14 protein-coding genes and 1 tRNA gene are annotated in these 17,717 nt (G+C 42.4%); 11 read left to right on the top strand and 4 right to left on the bottom strand.

Annotation, left to right across the window (positions count from 1 at the left end):
• Positions 1-139 precede the first annotated feature (139 nt).
• Complete coding sequence (locus ACFQ3Q_RS02500; protein ID WP_380742591.1) at positions 140-748, bottom strand: superoxide dismutase; 609 nt, start codon at positions 746-748, stop codon at positions 140-142.
• Between the two features lie 179 nt (positions 749-927).
• Between ACFQ3Q_RS02500 and ACFQ3Q_RS02495 the strand changes: the two genes are divergently transcribed.
• From ACFQ3Q_RS02495 to ACFQ3Q_RS02475, 5 genes are all read left to right on the top strand, one after another.
• Positions 928-4,062, top strand: a complete 3,135-nt coding sequence (locus tag ACFQ3Q_RS02495) for a UvrD-helicase domain-containing protein (RefSeq protein ID WP_380742589.1) — start codon at positions 928-930, stop codon at positions 4,060-4,062.
• 32 nt (positions 4,063-4,094) lie between these two features.
• The gene (gene kbl, locus ACFQ3Q_RS02490) at positions 4,095-5,288 is read left to right on the top strand and encodes a glycine C-acetyltransferase (protein WP_380742586.1); all 1,194 of its coding nucleotides are present in this window, start codon (positions 4,095-4,097) and stop codon (positions 5,286-5,288) included.
• Positions 5,289-5,488: 200 nt separating this feature from the next.
• Positions 5,489-6,907 (top strand): OmpA family protein, encoded by a 1,419-nt coding sequence (locus tag ACFQ3Q_RS02485; protein WP_380742583.1) that lies wholly within the window; start codon positions 5,489-5,491, stop codon positions 6,905-6,907.
• A 65-nt stretch (positions 6,908-6,972) separates the two neighbouring features.
• On the top strand, positions 6,973-9,729 hold the full coding sequence (locus tag ACFQ3Q_RS02480; protein ID WP_380742580.1) for a PD-(D/E)XK nuclease family protein: 2,757 nt from the start codon (positions 6,973-6,975) through the stop codon (positions 9,727-9,729).
• Positions 9,716-10,609: an alpha/beta hydrolase family protein gene (locus ACFQ3Q_RS02475; protein WP_380742578.1), complete on the top strand. Its 894-nt coding sequence runs from the start codon at positions 9,716-9,718 to the stop codon at positions 10,607-10,609. The genes ACFQ3Q_RS02480 and ACFQ3Q_RS02475 overlap by 14 nt, the downstream gene beginning before the upstream one ends.
• Positions 10,610-10,716: 107 nt before the next feature.
• Here the strand turns inward: ACFQ3Q_RS02475 and ACFQ3Q_RS02470 are convergent.
• Positions 10,717-10,793: transfer RNA gene (locus ACFQ3Q_RS02470), tRNA-Ala, on the bottom strand.
• 170 nt (positions 10,794-10,963) lie between these two features.
• Between ACFQ3Q_RS02470 and ACFQ3Q_RS02465 the strand changes: the two genes are divergently transcribed.
• The 3 genes from ACFQ3Q_RS02465 (at position 10,964) to ACFQ3Q_RS02455 (ending at position 13,355) form a co-directional block, all read left to right on the top strand.
• On the top strand, positions 10,964-12,292 hold the full coding sequence (locus tag ACFQ3Q_RS02465; protein ID WP_380742576.1) for an MATE family efflux transporter: 1,329 nt from the start codon (positions 10,964-10,966) through the stop codon (positions 12,290-12,292).
• Between the two features lie 51 nt (positions 12,293-12,343).
• Complete coding sequence (locus tag ACFQ3Q_RS02460; RefSeq protein WP_380742574.1) at positions 12,344-13,105, top strand: enoyl-CoA hydratase/isomerase family protein; 762 nt, start codon at positions 12,344-12,346, stop codon at positions 13,103-13,105.
• 67 nt (positions 13,106-13,172) lie between these two features.
• The gene (locus tag ACFQ3Q_RS02455) at positions 13,173-13,355 is read left to right on the top strand and encodes a hypothetical protein (RefSeq protein ID WP_380742572.1); all 183 of its coding nucleotides are present in this window, start codon (positions 13,173-13,175) and stop codon (positions 13,353-13,355) included.
• 111 nt (positions 13,356-13,466) lie between these two features.
• Here ACFQ3Q_RS02455 and ACFQ3Q_RS02450 read toward each other — a convergent pair whose 3' ends face one another.
• Complete coding sequence (locus tag ACFQ3Q_RS02450) at positions 13,467-14,111, bottom strand: 2OG-Fe(II) oxygenase (protein ID WP_380742570.1); 645 nt, start codon at positions 14,109-14,111, stop codon at positions 13,467-13,469.
• A gap of 108 nt (positions 14,112-14,219) precedes the next feature.
• Between ACFQ3Q_RS02450 and ACFQ3Q_RS02445 the strand changes: the two genes are divergently transcribed.
• A complete protein-coding gene (locus tag ACFQ3Q_RS02445; RefSeq protein ID WP_380742568.1) occupies positions 14,220-14,672 on the top strand; it encodes a 6-pyruvoyl trahydropterin synthase family protein in 453 nt (150 codons plus the stop codon).
• A gap of 135 nt (positions 14,673-14,807) precedes the next feature.
• Positions 14,808-15,572 carry a UDP-2,3-diacylglucosamine diphosphatase gene (locus tag ACFQ3Q_RS02440; RefSeq protein WP_380742566.1) on the top strand — a complete coding sequence of 255 codons (765 nt, stop codon included), beginning with the start codon at positions 14,808-14,810 and terminating at the stop codon, positions 15,570-15,572.
• Here the strand turns inward: ACFQ3Q_RS02440 and recJ are convergent.
• Positions 15,562-17,256, bottom strand: a complete 1,695-nt coding sequence (gene recJ / locus ACFQ3Q_RS02435) for a single-stranded-DNA-specific exonuclease RecJ (RefSeq protein ID WP_380742564.1) — start codon at positions 17,254-17,256, stop codon at positions 15,562-15,564. The genes ACFQ3Q_RS02440 and recJ overlap by 11 nt on opposite strands.
• Positions 17,257-17,310: 54 nt before the next feature.
• Between recJ and ACFQ3Q_RS02430 the strand changes: the two genes are divergently transcribed.
• Positions 17,311-17,715: a hypothetical protein gene (locus ACFQ3Q_RS02430; RefSeq protein WP_380742562.1), complete on the top strand. Its 405-nt coding sequence runs from the start codon at positions 17,311-17,313 to the stop codon at positions 17,713-17,715.
• The last annotated feature ends 2 nt before the right edge of the window (positions 17,716-17,717 follow it).

Here is a 17,717-nt window from a genome sequence, read left to right as displayed (position 1 = left end):
ATAACATAAGTAGGTTAAGTTCATGGTAGATTTGGGGCAAAGAAAGGTGGATCAATGATCCGCCTTTTTTTATTGGTTCTGCTCCAAAAAAAAGGGTCGCCATAAATGGCAACCCTCCAAATCATCTAACAATTAATAATTATTTTTCCTTTGCATAGCGGCTTGCTACTTCTTTCCAGTCAATTACATTGAAGAATGCCTCAATATAATCCGGACGTCTGTTTTGGTAGTGCAGGTAATATGCATGCTCCCAAACATCGATTCCTAAGATTGGAGTTCCCCCGCAACCTATCCCGGGCATAAGCGGGTTATCCTGGTTTGGTGTAGAACAAACTTCTACCTTTCCTCCATCGTGAACACATAGCCAAGCCCAGCCTGAACCGAATTGCCCGGCTGCAGCTTTAGAAAACTCGTCTTTAAAAGCTTCAAAAGAACCAAATGCATTATCGATTGCTTTTGCTAGTTCCCCTTCAGGTTTTCCTCCTCCGTCAGGAGACATGATTTCCCAGAAAAGTCTGTGGTTATAGAAGCCTCCACCGTTATTTCTAACAGCTTTATTTTGCATATCAAGGTTTTCCAGTATATTTTCGATGGTTTTTCCTTCCTGATCGGTACCTTTTATAGCATTGTTCAGTTTAGTGGTATAACCTGCGTGATGCTTCCCGTGGTGAATTTCCATCGTTCTCGCATCAATATGTGGTTCCAGCGCATCAAATGCGTATTTTAGTTTTGGTAACTCAAAAGACATAATGATCTATATTTTTTTAGTGATTAGTATTAAACTCTCCCAAATTTAGGTATTCACCTATTTAATAAAAACATTTTAGTGTTATAAAATACTTAAAAGCTATTAGAGTTTAGAAAACAATTTTATTTTACATTTAAAACTTATTTCTCCTAAACTTCATTATTCTAATTTGATTCATCTTGAATAATTCCTTTACGATCTATAATGCTTCAGCAGGTTCCGGAAAAACTTTCACCCTGGTTAAGGAGTACCTGAGCCTCTTGTTAAAATCCAATAGAAAAGACGCCTATAAAAATATTCTTGCCATCACCTTTACCAATAAGGCTGTGGAAGAGATGAAAACCCGGATCGTAAAAAGTCTTGAGAGCTTTACTCAAAAAGAGACAAAAATCTCGAACTCCCCGTTAATGGAAGTGGTTTGCGCTGATACCGGAATGAGCGAAGCTCAGGTAAAGGAAAATTCAGGCTTAATCCTGAAAAGCATCATTCATAATTATGCCGCTTTCGAGATCTCTACAATAGACGGGTTTACCCACCGAATTTTACGAACTTTTGCCAAGGATCTCGGCATCCCGGTGAACTTTGAGGTTGAACTGAATACCGGGCAAGTGCTGATGGAGGCTGTAGAAAGCCTTATCAACAAAGCAGGAACGGACGAGAAACTTACCAAAACCCTTATCAATTATTCCCTTACGAAAGCAGATGAGGATAAAAGCTGGGATATTACCCGGGATCTTTTCGAGATCGCTCAGTTGCTGACCAATGAGAACAACCAGGCCGCGTTACAACAGCTAAAAGGAAAGAATCTTGAAGATTTTGATAAATTCAGAAAAACGCTGAAAAAGGAGATCCAAAAAACAGAAACTGACATTTCAGGGGCTACCGGGGCTTTCTTTGAACTACTAAATTCCAACAACCTGGAATTCGGTGATTTTAGCGGAGGCTATGTTCCTAAACATTTCCTGAAACTGAAAGAGGGCAATAGAATTGATGGTTTTGATAAAGCCTGGATGGAAAAGCTGTCTTCCGCGTCGCTGTATAAGAAATCATTTAAAGACGAAGCCAAAAAATCTATCCTGGATTCTATTCAGCCGGAGATCGTACATTTATTTGAAGTGACAAAACAGGCCTATTTTCAGCTAGAATTTTTACAGGAAGTAAAGAAAAAAATCGTTCAGCTATCCCTGCTTAACGCGATAAACCAGGAAATCGAATTAATAAAGAAAGAGCGGTCCCTGGTGTTGATCTCTGAATTTAACCCTAAGATTAGCGAACAGGTAAAAGACCAGCCAGCCCCTTTTATTTATGAGCGTCTAGGGGAGCGATATCAGAATTACTTTATAGATGAGTTTCAGGATACGTCTCAAATGCAATGGGAGAATCTGATCCCTTTAATAGACCACAGCCTCTCGGGAGAACAGGAAGACGGTAAGGGCTCGAGCCTGATGCTTGTTGGCGATGCCAAGCAGTCCATCTATCGCTGGCGGGGGGGTAAAGCTGAACAGTTTATAGAGCTCAGCCAGGATTCTAACCCGTTTAGCATAGATAAAAAAGTGGAGAATCTTCCGCGCAACTTCAGGAGTGGCGGGAATGTAGTGGATTTCAATAATCGCTTTTTCGGCTTTGCTTCGGCGTCACTTAATTTTCCGGATTATCGAAAGCTTTTTGAAGAAAGCAGGCAGGAAGCCAGTAAAGACGATTTCGGGTATGTCAATATTTCTTTTATTGAAGCCGAAAATAAAGAGGAAGAGATGGAAATCTACCCGGAGAAAGTCCTGGAGATCATAAAAGACCTCGAGAAACAGAAAACTCCTAAAAAGGACATCTGCATTCTTACCAGAAAGAAAAACGAAGGGATCGCGATCGCCTCGTACTTAAGCGAAAATAATATCCCCGTGGTTTCCTCGGAAACCCTTCTTATTTCCAATTCTGCGGAAGTGGGGTTTATTAAGGCATTGCTTCAATTCTCCCTGAATCCTGAAAATGATGAACTGAAACTGGACATTTTCGAATACCTGGAAGACCGTCTGGAAATAGAAAACCCGTTTAGGTTAATCTCCAAAAACCTGGAATATAACGGACCTGATTTTTTCAACTGGCTGGAGAGCTACGCCATTCGTTTTGACCTAGAAGAAATAAAAAGAGTTTCCCTTTATGAAGCCGCAGAGTACATTATAAGAAGTTTTTCCCTGGTAAAGGATTCCGATGCATATATACAGTTTTTCCTGGATTACATTTATGAAATGACACAGAAGTCGGCCGGCGGAATACAGAATTTCCTCGACAGCTGGGAGCAGGATAAAGACCGATTAAGTATTGTGGTGCCAAAAGAAGAAAATGCAGTGCAAATTATGACCATTCATAAGTCTAAAGGCCTGGAATTTCCTGTTGTGATCTATCCATTTGCAAACGCTGACCTTCAGGACACGAGTAAAGATTCTTTATGGATAGATATGCCCGGGCCAATAAATGAAATTCCTGTGGCCTATATAAGCGCTTCCAAAAAGATGCTCAACTGGGGTGGAGATCCCGAATCACTTTATAAAGACTTGCTGTACCAAAAGGAAATGGACACGCTTAATGTATTATATGTTGCGTGCACAAGGGCTTCACAACAGCTATACCTGCTTTCAAAGCTTGAGATCAATAAGAAGACAGGCGAAGAAAAAAGCAACAGGACTTCAGGCCTGCTGATAGGTTTCCTTAAAAACCAGGGGCTTTGGGATGGCGGTACTAATTATGAATTCGGAAGTAAGGATTATATCCTCTCAGAAGAAAAAGAAGGCCTCGATACCGTGAGACAGAAAAAGTTTATCTCCTCGGCAACGCAAAACACCGCAGTGAATATTGTGACCCGCTCAGGTTCTCTTTGGGATACCAGGCAGGAACAGGCTATTGAAAAAGGGCAGATAGCCCACGACATCCTTGCCGAAATCGACAATATCGAGGATATAGAAAAGGAAGTGGAAAAGGCCGTTAGCAGCGGAATGATCTCCCGTGAGGCCGCTCCCAGGATAAAAAGCCTGGTCCTGGAGGTGACCTCCCACCCCGACCTGAAAAAATTCTACCAGCCGGGTGTCGATAATTACAATGAAAGAGATATTCTCCTAAAAACAGGCACCAGGCTAAGGCCAGACCGGCTTAATTTTGAGGGTAACAAGGTGAGCATCCTGGATTATAAAACAGGAGAACCGGCCCAAAGCCACGAATTGCAGCTTTTAGAATATGGAGAAGCCCTAACCGAAATGGGTTTCGAAATTGAAAATAAAATACTGATATACCTAAACAGTCCTATTAAATTAAGGAATGTATAAAAGAAATGTAATTTTGTAAAAAATATTTAATTATGTACGGAAAAATAAAAGAGCACTTAGAAAAAGAGCTGGAAGAAATAAAGGAGAACGGATTATACAAAAAGGAACGAATCATTACTTCGCCACAGGATGCGGTCATAAAGATCTCGACCGGTGAGGAGGTAATCAACTTTTGTGCAAACAACTATCTTGGGCTTTCATCTCACCCAGATGTTATACAGGCAGCAAAAGACACTTTAGACACCCACGGCTTCGGAATGTCCAGCGTTCGTTTTATTTGCGGAACCCAGGATATCCATAAAGAACTGGAGCATAAGATCGCCGATTTCTACGGAACCGAAGACACCATACTATATGCAGCAGCTTTCGATGCGAACGGAGGTATTTTTGAGCCATTGTTCACGGCTGAAGATGCAATAATCTCAGACTCCCTTAACCACGCCTCTATTATTGATGGCGTGAGATTGTGTAAAGCCGCCAGATACAGGTATCAGAACGGAGATATGGCCGATCTTGAAAAGCAGCTGATCGCGGCAAATGAAAAAGGGGCTCGTTTTAAAATTATTGTTACCGACGGGGTTTTCTCTATGGATGGCCTGGTAGCCCCTCTTGATGAAATATGTGATCTGGCCGATAAATATGATGCTCTCGTGATGATAGACGAATGCCACGCCACTGGATTCATAGGAGAAAAAGGAATTGGAACCCTGGAAGAAAAGAATGTTATGGGCCGGGTAGATATTATCACCGGGACCCTTGGTAAAGCCCTGGGGGGAGCTATGGGAGGATATACCACTGCCAAAAAAGAGATCATTGAGATCCTTCGCCAGAGATCCAGGCCATACCTTTTCTCAAACTCCCTTGCTCCGGCAATAGTTGGAGCTTCAATTAAGGTGTTTGATATGCTTAAGGAAGATTCTTCCCTTAGAGAAAAGTTAAAAAGCAATACTAAGTACTTTAAGGAAGGGATTAAAAATGCAGGATTCGATATTATAGACGGAGACGCTGCAATTGTTCCCGTAATGCTTTATGACGCCAAATTGTCTCAAAAAATGGCAGACAGATTATTGGAAGAAGGCATTTATGTTATTGGCTTCTTTTACCCGGTTGTTCCGAAAGAAAAAGCAAGAATTAGAGTACAACTTTCTGCAGCACATGAAAAAGAACATTTAGACAAAGCTATAGAGGCATTTACAAAAGTTGGAAAAGAGCTAAAAATCATTTAAAAAATTGAGAAACAAGCCCTTATAATAATTTCTTAAAGTTGTTTATAAACTTGAAACAATATGCCAATTAAATTGTGAAAACACCTCAAAAACGGCATCTATAGCGGCTTTATTAAGAAAACTTTATTATATTTAGCTTTGTTAATACTTCCAATGAGTATACTTTTGTTTCAGTTAACACTTAAACTAAACTATTGAATATGAAACATCTTAGCAAATTTTTAATGGCTGCCGCGTTGGTATTCGGATTTACTTCGGTAAATGCGCAGGATTCCAACAATCCTTGGGCCATAGGTATTGGCGCAAATGCTATCGACTTCTACCCAACGGGTGAAGACGCTCCATTAGGAGGGTTTGGTGACGAATACTTTAACGCCGCAGAGCACTGGAACACCCTTCCTGCTGTGTCTAGGCTTACTGTTGGTCGTTACATTGGTAGCGGATTCGTATTTGAACTGGCAGGTTCTATTAACCAAATTGACAAATACGGAGATGCCCGTGTACCGGACATTTCTCACTATGCTTTAGACGGATCATTTAACTACAGTCTTCGTGCGATGTTAAACGAAGGATGGTTTGATCCTGTTGTTGGTATTGGTGGTGGTTACACTTGGTTCTCAGATCAGGGAAACTCCGCAATTACCGACCTAAGCGCACCAACCTTAAACGGAAAACTAGGTCTTAACTTCTGGTTTACCGATCAGTTCGCTTTAACAGTTGAATCTAACTATAAGCACGTATTCCAAGAAGATATGACTACTCACTTCCAGCACGTAGCAGGAGTTAAGTTCATCTTCGGTGGAAAAGATACTGACGGTGACGGAATCTATGACAAAGATGATGAGTGTCCTGAATCTCCAGGATTACCTGAATTTAACGGATGTCCTGATTCTGACGGAGACGGGATTGAAGACCGTAAAGATGCTTGTCCTAACAAAGCAGGACTTGCTGAATTTGACGGATGTCCTGATACTGACGGAGACGGTGTAGCCGATCCTGAAGATGATTGTCCTGAAGTAGCTGGTCTTGCTGAAATGAACGGTTGTCCTGATGCTGATGGTGACGGGGTAAGAGACGATGAAGATAACTGTCCAGATGAAGCCGGTCCTGAAGATAACAACGGATGTCCTTGGGAAGATAAGGATAATGACGGTGTTCTAGACAAAGATGACGATTGTCCAGACGTAGCTGGTACTGCCGCTAATAATGGATGTCCTGAGCCAACTGCAGAAGTTGTTTCAGAATTGAACGAATACTCAAACACTGTATTATTCGACCTTAACAAAGCGACCATCCGTACCGAGTCTGAAGAGGCTTTAAATTCTATCGCTGAAATTATGGAAGAGTACCCTAACACGGTATTCCATATTGAAGGACATACAGATAGTACCGGAAGTGACCAGTATAACCTTAAACTTTCTAAAGAAAGAGCTGCTTCTGTAAGAGAATATCTAGTGAACGCAGGAATTCCTTCTAACCGTCTAACCTCTGAAGGTTATGGTGAAGAAAGACCAATCGCCACTAACTCTACTGCTGCCGGAAGACAGGAGAACAGAAGAGTGGAGATCTCTTTAGATAAGGATAAAGAAATGAAAGATAAGTCTGAAGATGACCAATAATCTTTAGCTGAAATTCTTTAGAAAAACGCCTCGATTCGTCGAGGCGTTTTTTATTTTTATATCCTATGAGATCATTTATTAAAGCTGTATTAGAAGAGCTCTTAACTTCCGAAGAGAACATTTCAAATAGTATTTTTATTCTTCCCAGTAAAAGGGCCGGATCCTTTCTGCTTAACGAACTTTCCAAACTTTCTGGAAAGAATATTTTCTCCCCCTCTGTTTACAGTATTGAAGAATTCACTGAAAATATTTCAGGGCTTACCCCGGTAGATAATACCATATCTTTATTCGAATTTTATGATGTCTACAAACAGCTCACTCCAAAAGAGCAGCTAGAAGAATTTGAAACCTTTACTGCCTGGGCTCAAAGCCTGATTCACGATTTCAATGAAATTGACCGGTACCTCATAGACCATAAAAGTTTTTTCGATTACCTCTCCGGAATACAGGATGTAAATCACTGGTATCTCCAGGAGGAGAAAACCGAACTAATCAACAACTATCTTCTTTTCTGGCATAAACTTCCCGAATACTATGAAGGCTTACAGGAAAGATTGCTTTCCCAGGGAAAAGCCTATCAGGGGCTTATTTACAGAAAGGCTTCTGAACATATTAAGGAATATACGGCACAACAGGACAGGAACCATATCTTCCTCGGCTTTAACGCACTGAATACCGCAGAACAGAATATCCTTCAGGAAATGCTGGAACAGGAAAAGGCAGAGGTACACTGGGATATCGATGAAGTATTCCTTAGGGATAAGGAGCACCAGACTTCTATGTTCATCAACGAATACCTGAAGCAATGGCCTTACTATAAGAATAGCCCTGTTTTTAAACCCGGCAGCACATACAAAGAAGAGAAAGACATCGAAATTATTGGAGTCCCCAAGAACATCGGGCAGGCAAAATATCTTGGAGAACTCTTATCTGAATTTGATCCTGAAAAATTAAAGAACACTGCCGTTGTATTGGGTCAGGAAGACCTGCTTCTCCCGGTCCTTAACAGCCTTCCGAACAACATCAGTCAACTGAACATCACAATGGGATTTCCGTTAAAGAATGCCCCTTTAAGTTCTTTGTTTGATAAGCTGTTCCAGATCCACCTCCATTCCACTTCGGGTTATTACTATAAAGATGTGATAGAGGTGATCAATCACCCGGTGCTGCACGACCTGTTAATGCCCTATTCGGCTCAGGTGATCGGTAAGATCAACAAAGAAAATATAGTTTACCTAAAGGAAAAAGAGCTTATAAGCAGTTTCCCGGAGAAACTTCAGCCACTGATAATGGCGTGTTTTGAAAGCTGGCAGAACAATTCACAGCTGGCTATTGAAAAGCTAGGAGAACTCATTCAGCAGATTAAAGCAAAACTGAAAGAGAGCAAAGACAGCCTCGGGCTGGAATTCCTTTATCAGTTTCACATCCTGTTCAACAAACTCGAGAACCTTAACTCCGATTATCCCCATATCAAAAGCATCAAATCCCTGTATGGTTTCTACAAGGAAATAATGGCTACTCAAAGCCTGGATTTTCAGGGAAGACCTTTTCAGGGCTTACAATTAATGGGAATGCTGGAATCCAGGGCGCTCGATTTCGAAAATGTGATCATTACCTCCCTCAACGAAGGGGTTTTACCTTCAGGGAAAAGCAGTAACTCCTTTATCCCGTACGATCTTAAAAAGGCATACAACCTGCCTACCTACAGGGAAAAAGATGCTGTTTACACCTATCACTTCTACAGGCTCTTACAACGCGCCAAAAATGTATACTTGTTATACAACACAGAACCTGACGGGTTAAATTCCGGAGAAAAGAGCAGGTTCCTCACGCAGCTGGAAATAGAAAAGCAACCGGCACACCAACTCAGAAAAAAGCTTATAAGCCCAAGCGTCCCTGCGGTGACCGGGAAACTAAAGGAAGTGGCAAAGACTCCGGAAATTATGGAAAAACTAAAGAGCCTTGCCGAATCCGGCTTCTCTCCTTCCGCATTGACCACCTACATCAGGAATCCGCTTGATTTCTATTATCAATATGTTCTTGGGGTAAGGGAACAGGATGAAGTTGAAGAGACCGTGGCCTATAACACTTTGGGAACTGTTATTCACGATAGCCTTGAAAATTTCTACAAACCCCTGGAAGGAAAGTTACTTACCGAAACAGACGTAAAGGGCTTTTTGAAACAAGTGCCGGAAGAGATCGCTTCACAATTCGCAAAAAGCTATACCAAGGCGCCGATGGATCGTGGTAAGAACCTGCTCATCTTTGAGGTGGCCAAGCGTTACCTGAAGAACTTTCTGGAACTCGAGCTCGAACGACTTAAAAATGGAGAAAAGGTTGAGATCCTTCAAATAGAAACCGGTCTAAAAGAGGAAATTAGTGTTGAGGAACTCGATTTTAGGGTTTATCTTCGCGGCAAGGTAGACCGGGTTGAAAATGCTAACGGTATTACCAGAATTATTGACTATAAAACGGGTAAAGTTGGCCAAAACCAGATCGAAATTGTAGATTGGGACTCAATTTCAACAGATTACGATAAATACAGTAAAAGTTTTCAGGTGCTAACCTACACGAGTATGATTAGCAAAAAAGTGAAATTGCCCGCTGAAGCCGGCATCATTTCCTTTAAAAACCTGAAAGGAGGATTCCTGAAGTTTACAAAAAAAGATAAACCGGGTCATACCAAAAATAAAATAACAGAAATAGATACAGAGATGCTTGGAGATTTCCAGGCAGAATTAAAAAAATTAATTGCTGAAATTTGCGATCCTGAGGTCGCATTTTGCGAAAAAGATTTGAAAAAAACCTATGGAAATTACTAAGAAAACAAACCTTGAGGTAGAAGGGAAGCACAATAAACCCATAGTTACCGATCTTTATTTTAAAGACGATAAAAAACCCAAACCAGTAGTGATCTTTTGTCACGGGTATAAAGGTTTCAAAGACTGGGGAGCCTGGGACAAAATGGGAGAAATATTTGCCGATAACGGATATTTCTTTGTGAAATTCAATTTTTCTCATAACGGGACAACGCCTGAAAACACTACAGAATTCCTCAATATTGAGGCATTCGGAGATAATAATTTCATCAAAGAGCTTGACGATCTTCAGTCGGTTATAGACTGGTTATTGTTACCAAGCTTTGATTATGGCGACCAGATTAAAGTGGGAGACCTAAGCCTTATAGGGCATTCCCGAGGTGGAGGAATTGCAACCATTAAGGCCTCAGAAGAAAAAAGAGTGACCAAACTCATCACTTATGCTGCCGTTAGCGACTTTGGGTCTCGTTTCCCAAAAGGTAAGGAGCTGGAAGCCTGGGAGAAAAAAGGTGTAATGTATATAGAGAATTCCAGAACCAAGCAACAATTGCCACTTCATTATCAGTTCTATAAGAATTACAAGAAAAATGAAGAAAGACTAAATATCCAGAAAGCTGCTAAAAAACTGGAGATCCCACACTTTATTGCGCACGGGAGTAACGATACGGTTGTATCTATTTCTCACGCCGGAAATCTTTTTGAATGGAGTCCCGCTCCAAAACTTTCCTTAAGAGAAAATGCAGATCACGTTTTCGGTCTTTCCCATCCCTGGACAAAGGAAGAACTTCCGAAAGAATTTCAGCATATAGTAAATAAGACTTTAGATTTTCTTGAAGCAGATGCTCAGGCACTAATGGACGAATATGGGGAGAGTGACGATTAACCTATCATTTCCCCATTAAAATTATTAAACCACCTATTCCGGTGGTTTTTTTATGCCATGAGTATATTTGTTTAAAAAAAAGAAAACCACCGCGAAAGCAGTGGTTTTGGTGGAGAATATCGGAGTCGAACCGATGACCTTTTGGCTGCCAGCCAAACGCTCTAGCCAGCTGAGCTAATCCCCCATAGCTGCAGCAAATGTAATAATTTTCCTGAAATAAAGAAATCTTTTATTCTAATCCTGAAAAAATTAGAGAATTAGAAAGCAAAGCCATTCCAGGCTACCTTCAATGGGTAAAAGTAATTAGTGCGTTAAAATGAAGCATCCTATCTTTGCGCTTTAAAATTGCCGAATTTGGAAGCTGCCGTAAGTTTTAAAAATATCAATCGGATAGCAATTCCCGCAATTATTGCAGGAATAGCAGAACCCCTTATTTCCCTTACCGATATCGCGGTGATAGGGAATGTAGAAAACAATTCAGTAGAAGCCCTGGCGGCGGCAGGGATCGTGGGTTCCTTTCTTTCGGCTATCATCTGGATCGTAGCGCAAACCAAGACCGCGATCTCGGCTATAATCTCACAGCATTTGGGAGCAAACCGGCTACATGCGGTCAAGACCCTGATCCCGCAGGCCATAACATTCAATTTTTTGTTCAGCCTCGTGATCTATGCCTCCACCGCTTATTTCGCCAAAGCCATCTTTAGCGCATACAATGCCGAAGGTCTTATCCTTCAGTATTCTGAAGATTATTATCAGATAAGGGCGCTTGGGTATCCGCTCACGCTGGTCACTTTTGCGATCTTCGGTATTTTCCGGGGGCTTCAAAATACGCTTTGGGCAATGAAATGCAGCCTCACCGGAGCCGCGGTAAACGTGGCCCTGGATTATCTACTGGTGTACGGGGTAGAAGGCATCATCCCTCCTATGCACCTTAAAGGAGCTGCCTTTGCCAGCCTAGCCGCGCAGGCAACTATGCTCATTATGGCTTTTTGGTTTTTCTTTAAAAAGACCCCTTTTCACTTAAAACTAAGCCTCAATATAAACCCGCAAATGAAGTCCCTGTTGCTTATGGCAGCAAACCTGTTTGTACGTACCGCGGCGCTCAACTTCGCGATCTACCTGGCCAATGCCTACGCTACCGATTACGGTAAAAATTATATCGCGGCGCAGAGCATCCTGATGAATATCTGGCTCTTCTTCAGCTTTTTTATTGACGGGTATGCCAACGCCGGGAACGCGATAGGCGGGAAACTCTTAGGAGCAAGAGACTATAAGAATCTTTGGGAGCTCAGCAAAAAGATCAGCAAATATGCGGTGTTGATTGCACTGATATTAATGGCCATCTGCGGCTTGTTCTATAACCAGATCGGTTTTCTATTCAATAAAGAGGCAAGTGTACTTGTCCTATTTTCGTCTGTTTTCTGGGTGGTACTGCTCATGCAGCCTGTAAATGCCATAGCATTTATGTTCGATGGCATCTTCAAGGGCCTCGGCGAAGCTAAATATTTAAGGAACCTTTTATTGGTAGCCACCTTTCTCGGCTTCACACCGGCTCTCCTGTTAGGAGATTACTTCGGATTAAAACTTTATGCTATCTGGATAGCCTTCTTTATCTGGATGCTGATCAGGAGCGGTGGCCTGGTAATAAAATTCCGAAGAAAATATCTGAACAAGGAAGTCTGAGCTTAGTTTATTCTTAAAAGTATAATCCTTAAATTTGGGAAAAACCAACCTATGTCTACACGAGAAAACGGAAGTTTATATACCCATATAGAAAACAAGGTCGCAATGGTGGAATTCGGGCATCCTGCCAGTAATTCCTTCCCTTCGGTGCTTTTGGAACGGCTGCAGCAGGAGATCGACAAACTCTCTGAAAATCCGGAAGTAAATGTGATCGTCCTGAAGTCTGAGGGCGAAAAAGCCTTTTGTGCCGGGGCTTCTTTCAACGAACTTATTGCTATAGAAGACCTGCAAAGCGGGAAAGAGTTCTTCTCCGGTTTTGCGAATGTGATCAATGCGATGCGCAAATGCAAAAAGCTCATTGTGGGAAGAGTCCAGGGCAAGACCGTTGGTGGCGGGGTAGGCCTTGTGGCCGCCTGTGACTATGCAATGGCCACCGAGGCAGCTTCCATAAAACTTTCGGAACTAAGCATAGGAATTGGACCTTTTGTGATAGCTCCCGCTGTGGAAAGAAAAATAGGAGTCGCGGCCCTTGGAGAACTCACCCTTGCTGCCCACGAATGGAAGAATGCCTACTGGGCCAAGGAAAAAGGTCTTTACGCACGGGTCTTTGAGAGCATTAAAGATCTTGATAAGGAAGTGCAGATATTCAGTGAAAAACTGGCTTCTTATAATCCGCAAGCGCTTCACGAAATGAAAAAGAGCCTCTGGAAAAACACTGAAAACTGGGGCGAATTGCTTCAGGAGAGGGCAGCGATATCCGGAGAGCTGGTATTATCAGATTTCACCAAAAAAGCCCTTGCTAAGTTCAAATAAGCCCTAAAATTCTATAAAACAGGCGCTGATTTAAGATTTATAGCCTTACTTTTAAAAAAAAGAGAATATGGTTTTACAGCAAGAGCACTTACCAAAAGACCGTCCGGCAAGCAACGAGCAGGAATGGGGATATACCCTATGGGAATTCATTTCAGGCAACTGGCCTTACCTTTTAGCCATAGTCTTTTTGTTGGGTATTTTCTTCTACGCCCGCTATAGCTGGAGGAAAAGACACGAAAAACAAAAGTGATGAGTGAACAGAGTTTTAATTTTCTGGAATTTTTAAGCGGCTACGGCTTCTGGATGATTATTGCCATGGTATTGATCATCCTTGTTGCCTATAAGAAATTAAGAAAGTAAGTTAACGGGTCTTTAGCCAACCGGTAATGCTAAGCCTTTCGGTTTTTACGGGTTTTACCTCGTGTTCCAACACCTGGCTTTCAAAGATCACCACCCTCCCGGGGAAAGGATAAAGTTTCACCGGAACCTCCTGGCCTTTTTCCTCGGTATAAATAACCAGTTCCCCTCCGTTCTCGGGTTTCCAATCCTCATCGTTCAGGTAACAAACCAGGGAAAGTTTTCTACGGCCGTCATTCTGGAAAGTGTCCAGATGCCTTTTATAGAAGGTTCCTTCAGGATAAACCGCATAATGGAATTCCTTGGTGAGGATCCCAAGGAAGCAGGTCCTGTTAAGGTAAGTAACAAGAGCATTGAGCTTATCAAAGAACAACTGTTCAGCCTTTCCGGCCTCAGCTTCATTAAGCCACTTGATAAAATCGCCGCGAACCTCTTTATAAATAACCTCATTGGTCTTGTTCCCAATGGCGGCCTTTTTGAAGTGGTCTTCCTGATATTTCTCCCAAAGCGATTTTCGCAATTCCGCAACCTCTTCACGGGTAAAAAACTCCTCAACTACACAATACTGTTTGTCCTGAAGCTCAGAAATTATCCTTTCGTAAAAAGGATTTTCCTTAAATTCTAGTTGCTCAAAAAGCTCTGTTTCCATATTTATTGTTCTGAAAAGAATTTCGCAAATATAAATTAGAAATCAATTGCTTGTATCAAAAATTTTAAGCGCCAAAATTCCTTTATCTTTGCGGTAAATTCAGAAGCTATGAGCAACATCAGGATCACTAAGCAATTTTCTTTTGAGACCGGCCACGCCCTATACGGCTACGACGGCAAATGCCGTAACGTACATGGCCACAGCTACAAGCTTAGTGTTACGGTAATAGGCAAGCCCATTACAGATAAGGACAATGTGAAATACGGGATGGTGATAGATTTTGGGGACCTCAAGAAAATAGTAAAGTCAGAGATCGTCGATAAGTTCGATCACGCTACGGTTTTCAACAAAAATACGCCGCATGTGGAACTCGCCCGTGAGCTCAAAGAGCGCGACCACCACGTGATCCTCGTAGATTACCAGCCTACCAGTGAGAATATGGTGATAGACTTTGCTGAAAAGATCAGAAAACATCTGCCCGGCCATATAACGCTGCATTCCCTGAAACTTCAGGAAACCGAATCTTCTTTCGCCGAGTGGTATGCCTCCGATAATATTTAGGCCGCATCCCGTCCTGTAAAAGGCCGGGTCGGGCTATCCGCTTATAGTTTTGGCAAAAGCCAAAAGCTAAGCGCTGCTATCCCTTGCGCAGTCTAAAGCTTAAATTATTTATATTTACCTGTCAGAATCTGCATTATGAATATCCCCCAGGGCAAAAAAGTCTATTTTTCCAGTGATAATCACCTTGGTGCGCCTACCGCACAGGACAGCCGTCCGCGTGAGGAAAAGTTCGTAAAATGGCTGGACGAAATAAAAAAGGACGCAGCGGCCATCTTCCTGCTCGGTGATCTTTTCGATTTCTGGTTTGAATACAAGCACGTGGTCCCTAAAGGTTTTGTCAGAACCCTCGGAAAACTTGCCGAGTTAAAGGACAGCGGGATCCCCATTTACTTTTTTGTAGGGAACCACGACCTCTGGATGGATAATTATTTTGAAGAAGAACTCGATATTCCGGTGTTTCACAAGCCCCAGGAGTTCAGCTTTAACGGTAAATTATGCCTGATAGGTCACGGCGACGGTCTGGGGCCCGGCGATCAAGGTTATAAGCGAATGAAAAAGGTGTTCACTAATCCCCTGGCGAAATGGCTTTACCGCTGGTTACACCCCGATCTTGGAGTTCCTCTTGCCCAGTATTTTTCGGTTAAGAATAAAGCGATCTCGGGAGAAGAGGATATGGAGTTCCTTGGAGAAGATAAGGAGTGGCTCATCCAGTATTGCAGGAAAAAACTGGAATCCAAACATTACGATTATTTCCTTTTCGGCCACCGGCATTTACCGCTGGAGATCGATCTCAACGGAAAATCAACCTATATCAACACCGGGGACTGGATCTCTCATTACACTTACGCCGAATTTGACGGTGAGAAAATGAGCCTGAAAAAGCTGGAATCTAATCCTTAATATCCTTTAGCTTTAGCTGAAGGCTGGTATTCCCGTTATAATGATTTTCATCTATAGAATAAGCTGCCATAAAACTATTCCCGTTCTTAAGAATATCTATCTTTTTCCCTAAGCCAAAACCAATCCCGTCAAAGGAAGGGCCATTACCGTCCTGCTTTACGCGGAATTTAAGATGAGACTTATCGGCTCCCACGCATTTTGCGAAACCGGAATCGGTAAGATCCCTGGTCATAAAAACCGGAGACATATTCCCGGGTCCGAACGGTGCGAACTGCTTTAAAATCCTGTAGAATTTTGGAGTGATGTCCTTGAGGTCAAGTTCTGCGTCTATGGTGATCTCAGGGGTCAGTAAATGTCTTTCTATGGAAGAAGACACCACTTCCTCAAAGCGGTTCTTAAAATTCTCATATTCCGACTCCAGCAGGGTAAGGCCCGCGGCATATTTGTGTCCCCCGAACTGTTCAATATGCTCCTTGCAGGATTCCAGGGCATTATAAACATCAAAACCTTTCACCGAGCGGGCCGAGGCCGCGAGCTTATCTCCGCTCCTGGTGAATACAAGGGTTGGCCTGTAATAGGTTTCGGTAAGGCGGGAGGCCACAATCCCGATCACCCCTTTATGCCAGCTTTCGTGATATACCACCGTGGTATTTCTTTCCTGTTCCTGGAGGTCTTCTATTTGTGCCAGAGCTTCCTGGGTTATAGATTTATCGGCGTCTTTCCTGTCGGCATTAAAGGCTTCGATCTCTGCGGCAAAGGCTATGGCTGTCTCCTCATCTTCTTCGGTAAGCAGGTTCACGGCGTGCTGCCCGTGCCTCATCCTTCCGGCGGCATTGATACGCGGGGCAAGGACAAAGACCACATCGGTGATGGTGATCTTCTCCTTTTTCAACTGACTTAAAATAGCATTGAAGCCCATTCTAGGAGCCACATTTATCACATTGAGACCGTGATAGGCAAGGATACGGTTTTCTCCGGTTATCGGGACTATATCTGCTCCAATGGCTGTGGCAACAAGGTCAAGGTAAGGCAACAGCGATTCAACTCCCTCTCCTTTTCTGGAAGAAAGGGCCTGGATAAGCTTGAAGCCCACACCACAACCACAAAGTTCCTTATAAGGGTATTCGCAATCTTCCCTTTTAGGATCGAGGACCGCTACAGCTTCGGGGATGCTGTCTCCCGGCCGGTGGTGGTCACATATAATAAAATCTATCCCTTTTTCTTTTGCATAGGTAACCTTTTCAATCGCCTTTATTCCGCAGTCAAGAGCCACGATAAGGCTAAAGTCATTATCTGAAGCAAAATCTATCCCTTGGTAAGAAACCCCGTAACCCTCATCATACCTGTCAGGAATATAGGTCGCAATATTAGGGCTAAGGGTCTTAAGATAAGAAGACATCAGCGCGACGCTGGTGGTCCCATCTACGTCATAATCCCCATAAACCAAGATATTTTCTCCATTTTCGATGGCTTTTTCTATTCGCGCCACCGCCAGCTCCATATCTTTCATCAGGAACGGATCGTGAAGATCAGCCAGATCGGGCCTGAAAAACTTCCTGGCCTCTTCAAAAGTTTTGACCCCCCGTTGGGCAAGCAGGGAAGCAACAGCCTTACCGACTCCCAGTTTTTTAGAAAGTTCATCTACTATTTCGGGATTGGGTTTGGGTTGCAGAGTCCAGCGCATAGAATACAATAGAATTAAATAGTTTTAATACCTTTCGGATTATAATATTAAAATATGGAAAAAACCAACATCAAAATTAAGCATAAAAACACCTTGCGCCATTTAATTCTTTTGCTATTGGCAATTCTTTTGCTGGTTGCAGGTTTAGCAGGCTATGCCTTTACAAAAGATCAGGGTTTCTTCTACCTCATCGCAGGGTCCAATATCCTGATTGTATGGATACTTTATAAATCTCAGGTGCGTAAGAACCAGGTGATCTATGATGCCGTTTTTGTTAAATATCGCCTTAATGATAACCCGGTGGAACGTATAAAAACAGATGATATTCAGGATGTAGAAAGAAAAGATAACAGCCTGATACTGCATTTACGCGAACAGGATCCAAAAACCATAGATCTTGAAGAGTATACTGAAGAAAGCATTGAAGAATTCAAACGGGTGATCTCATTTTACTTTTAGAG

The sequence above is a fragment of the Salegentibacter chungangensis genome (assembly GCF_042678405.1).
Taxonomy (GTDB): Bacteria; Bacteroidota; Bacteroidia; order Flavobacteriales; family Flavobacteriaceae; genus Salegentibacter_A; species Salegentibacter_A chungangensis.
The sequence above is the reverse complement of the archived record's forward strand: the minus strand, read 5'-3'. Positions and strand labels throughout refer to the sequence as shown.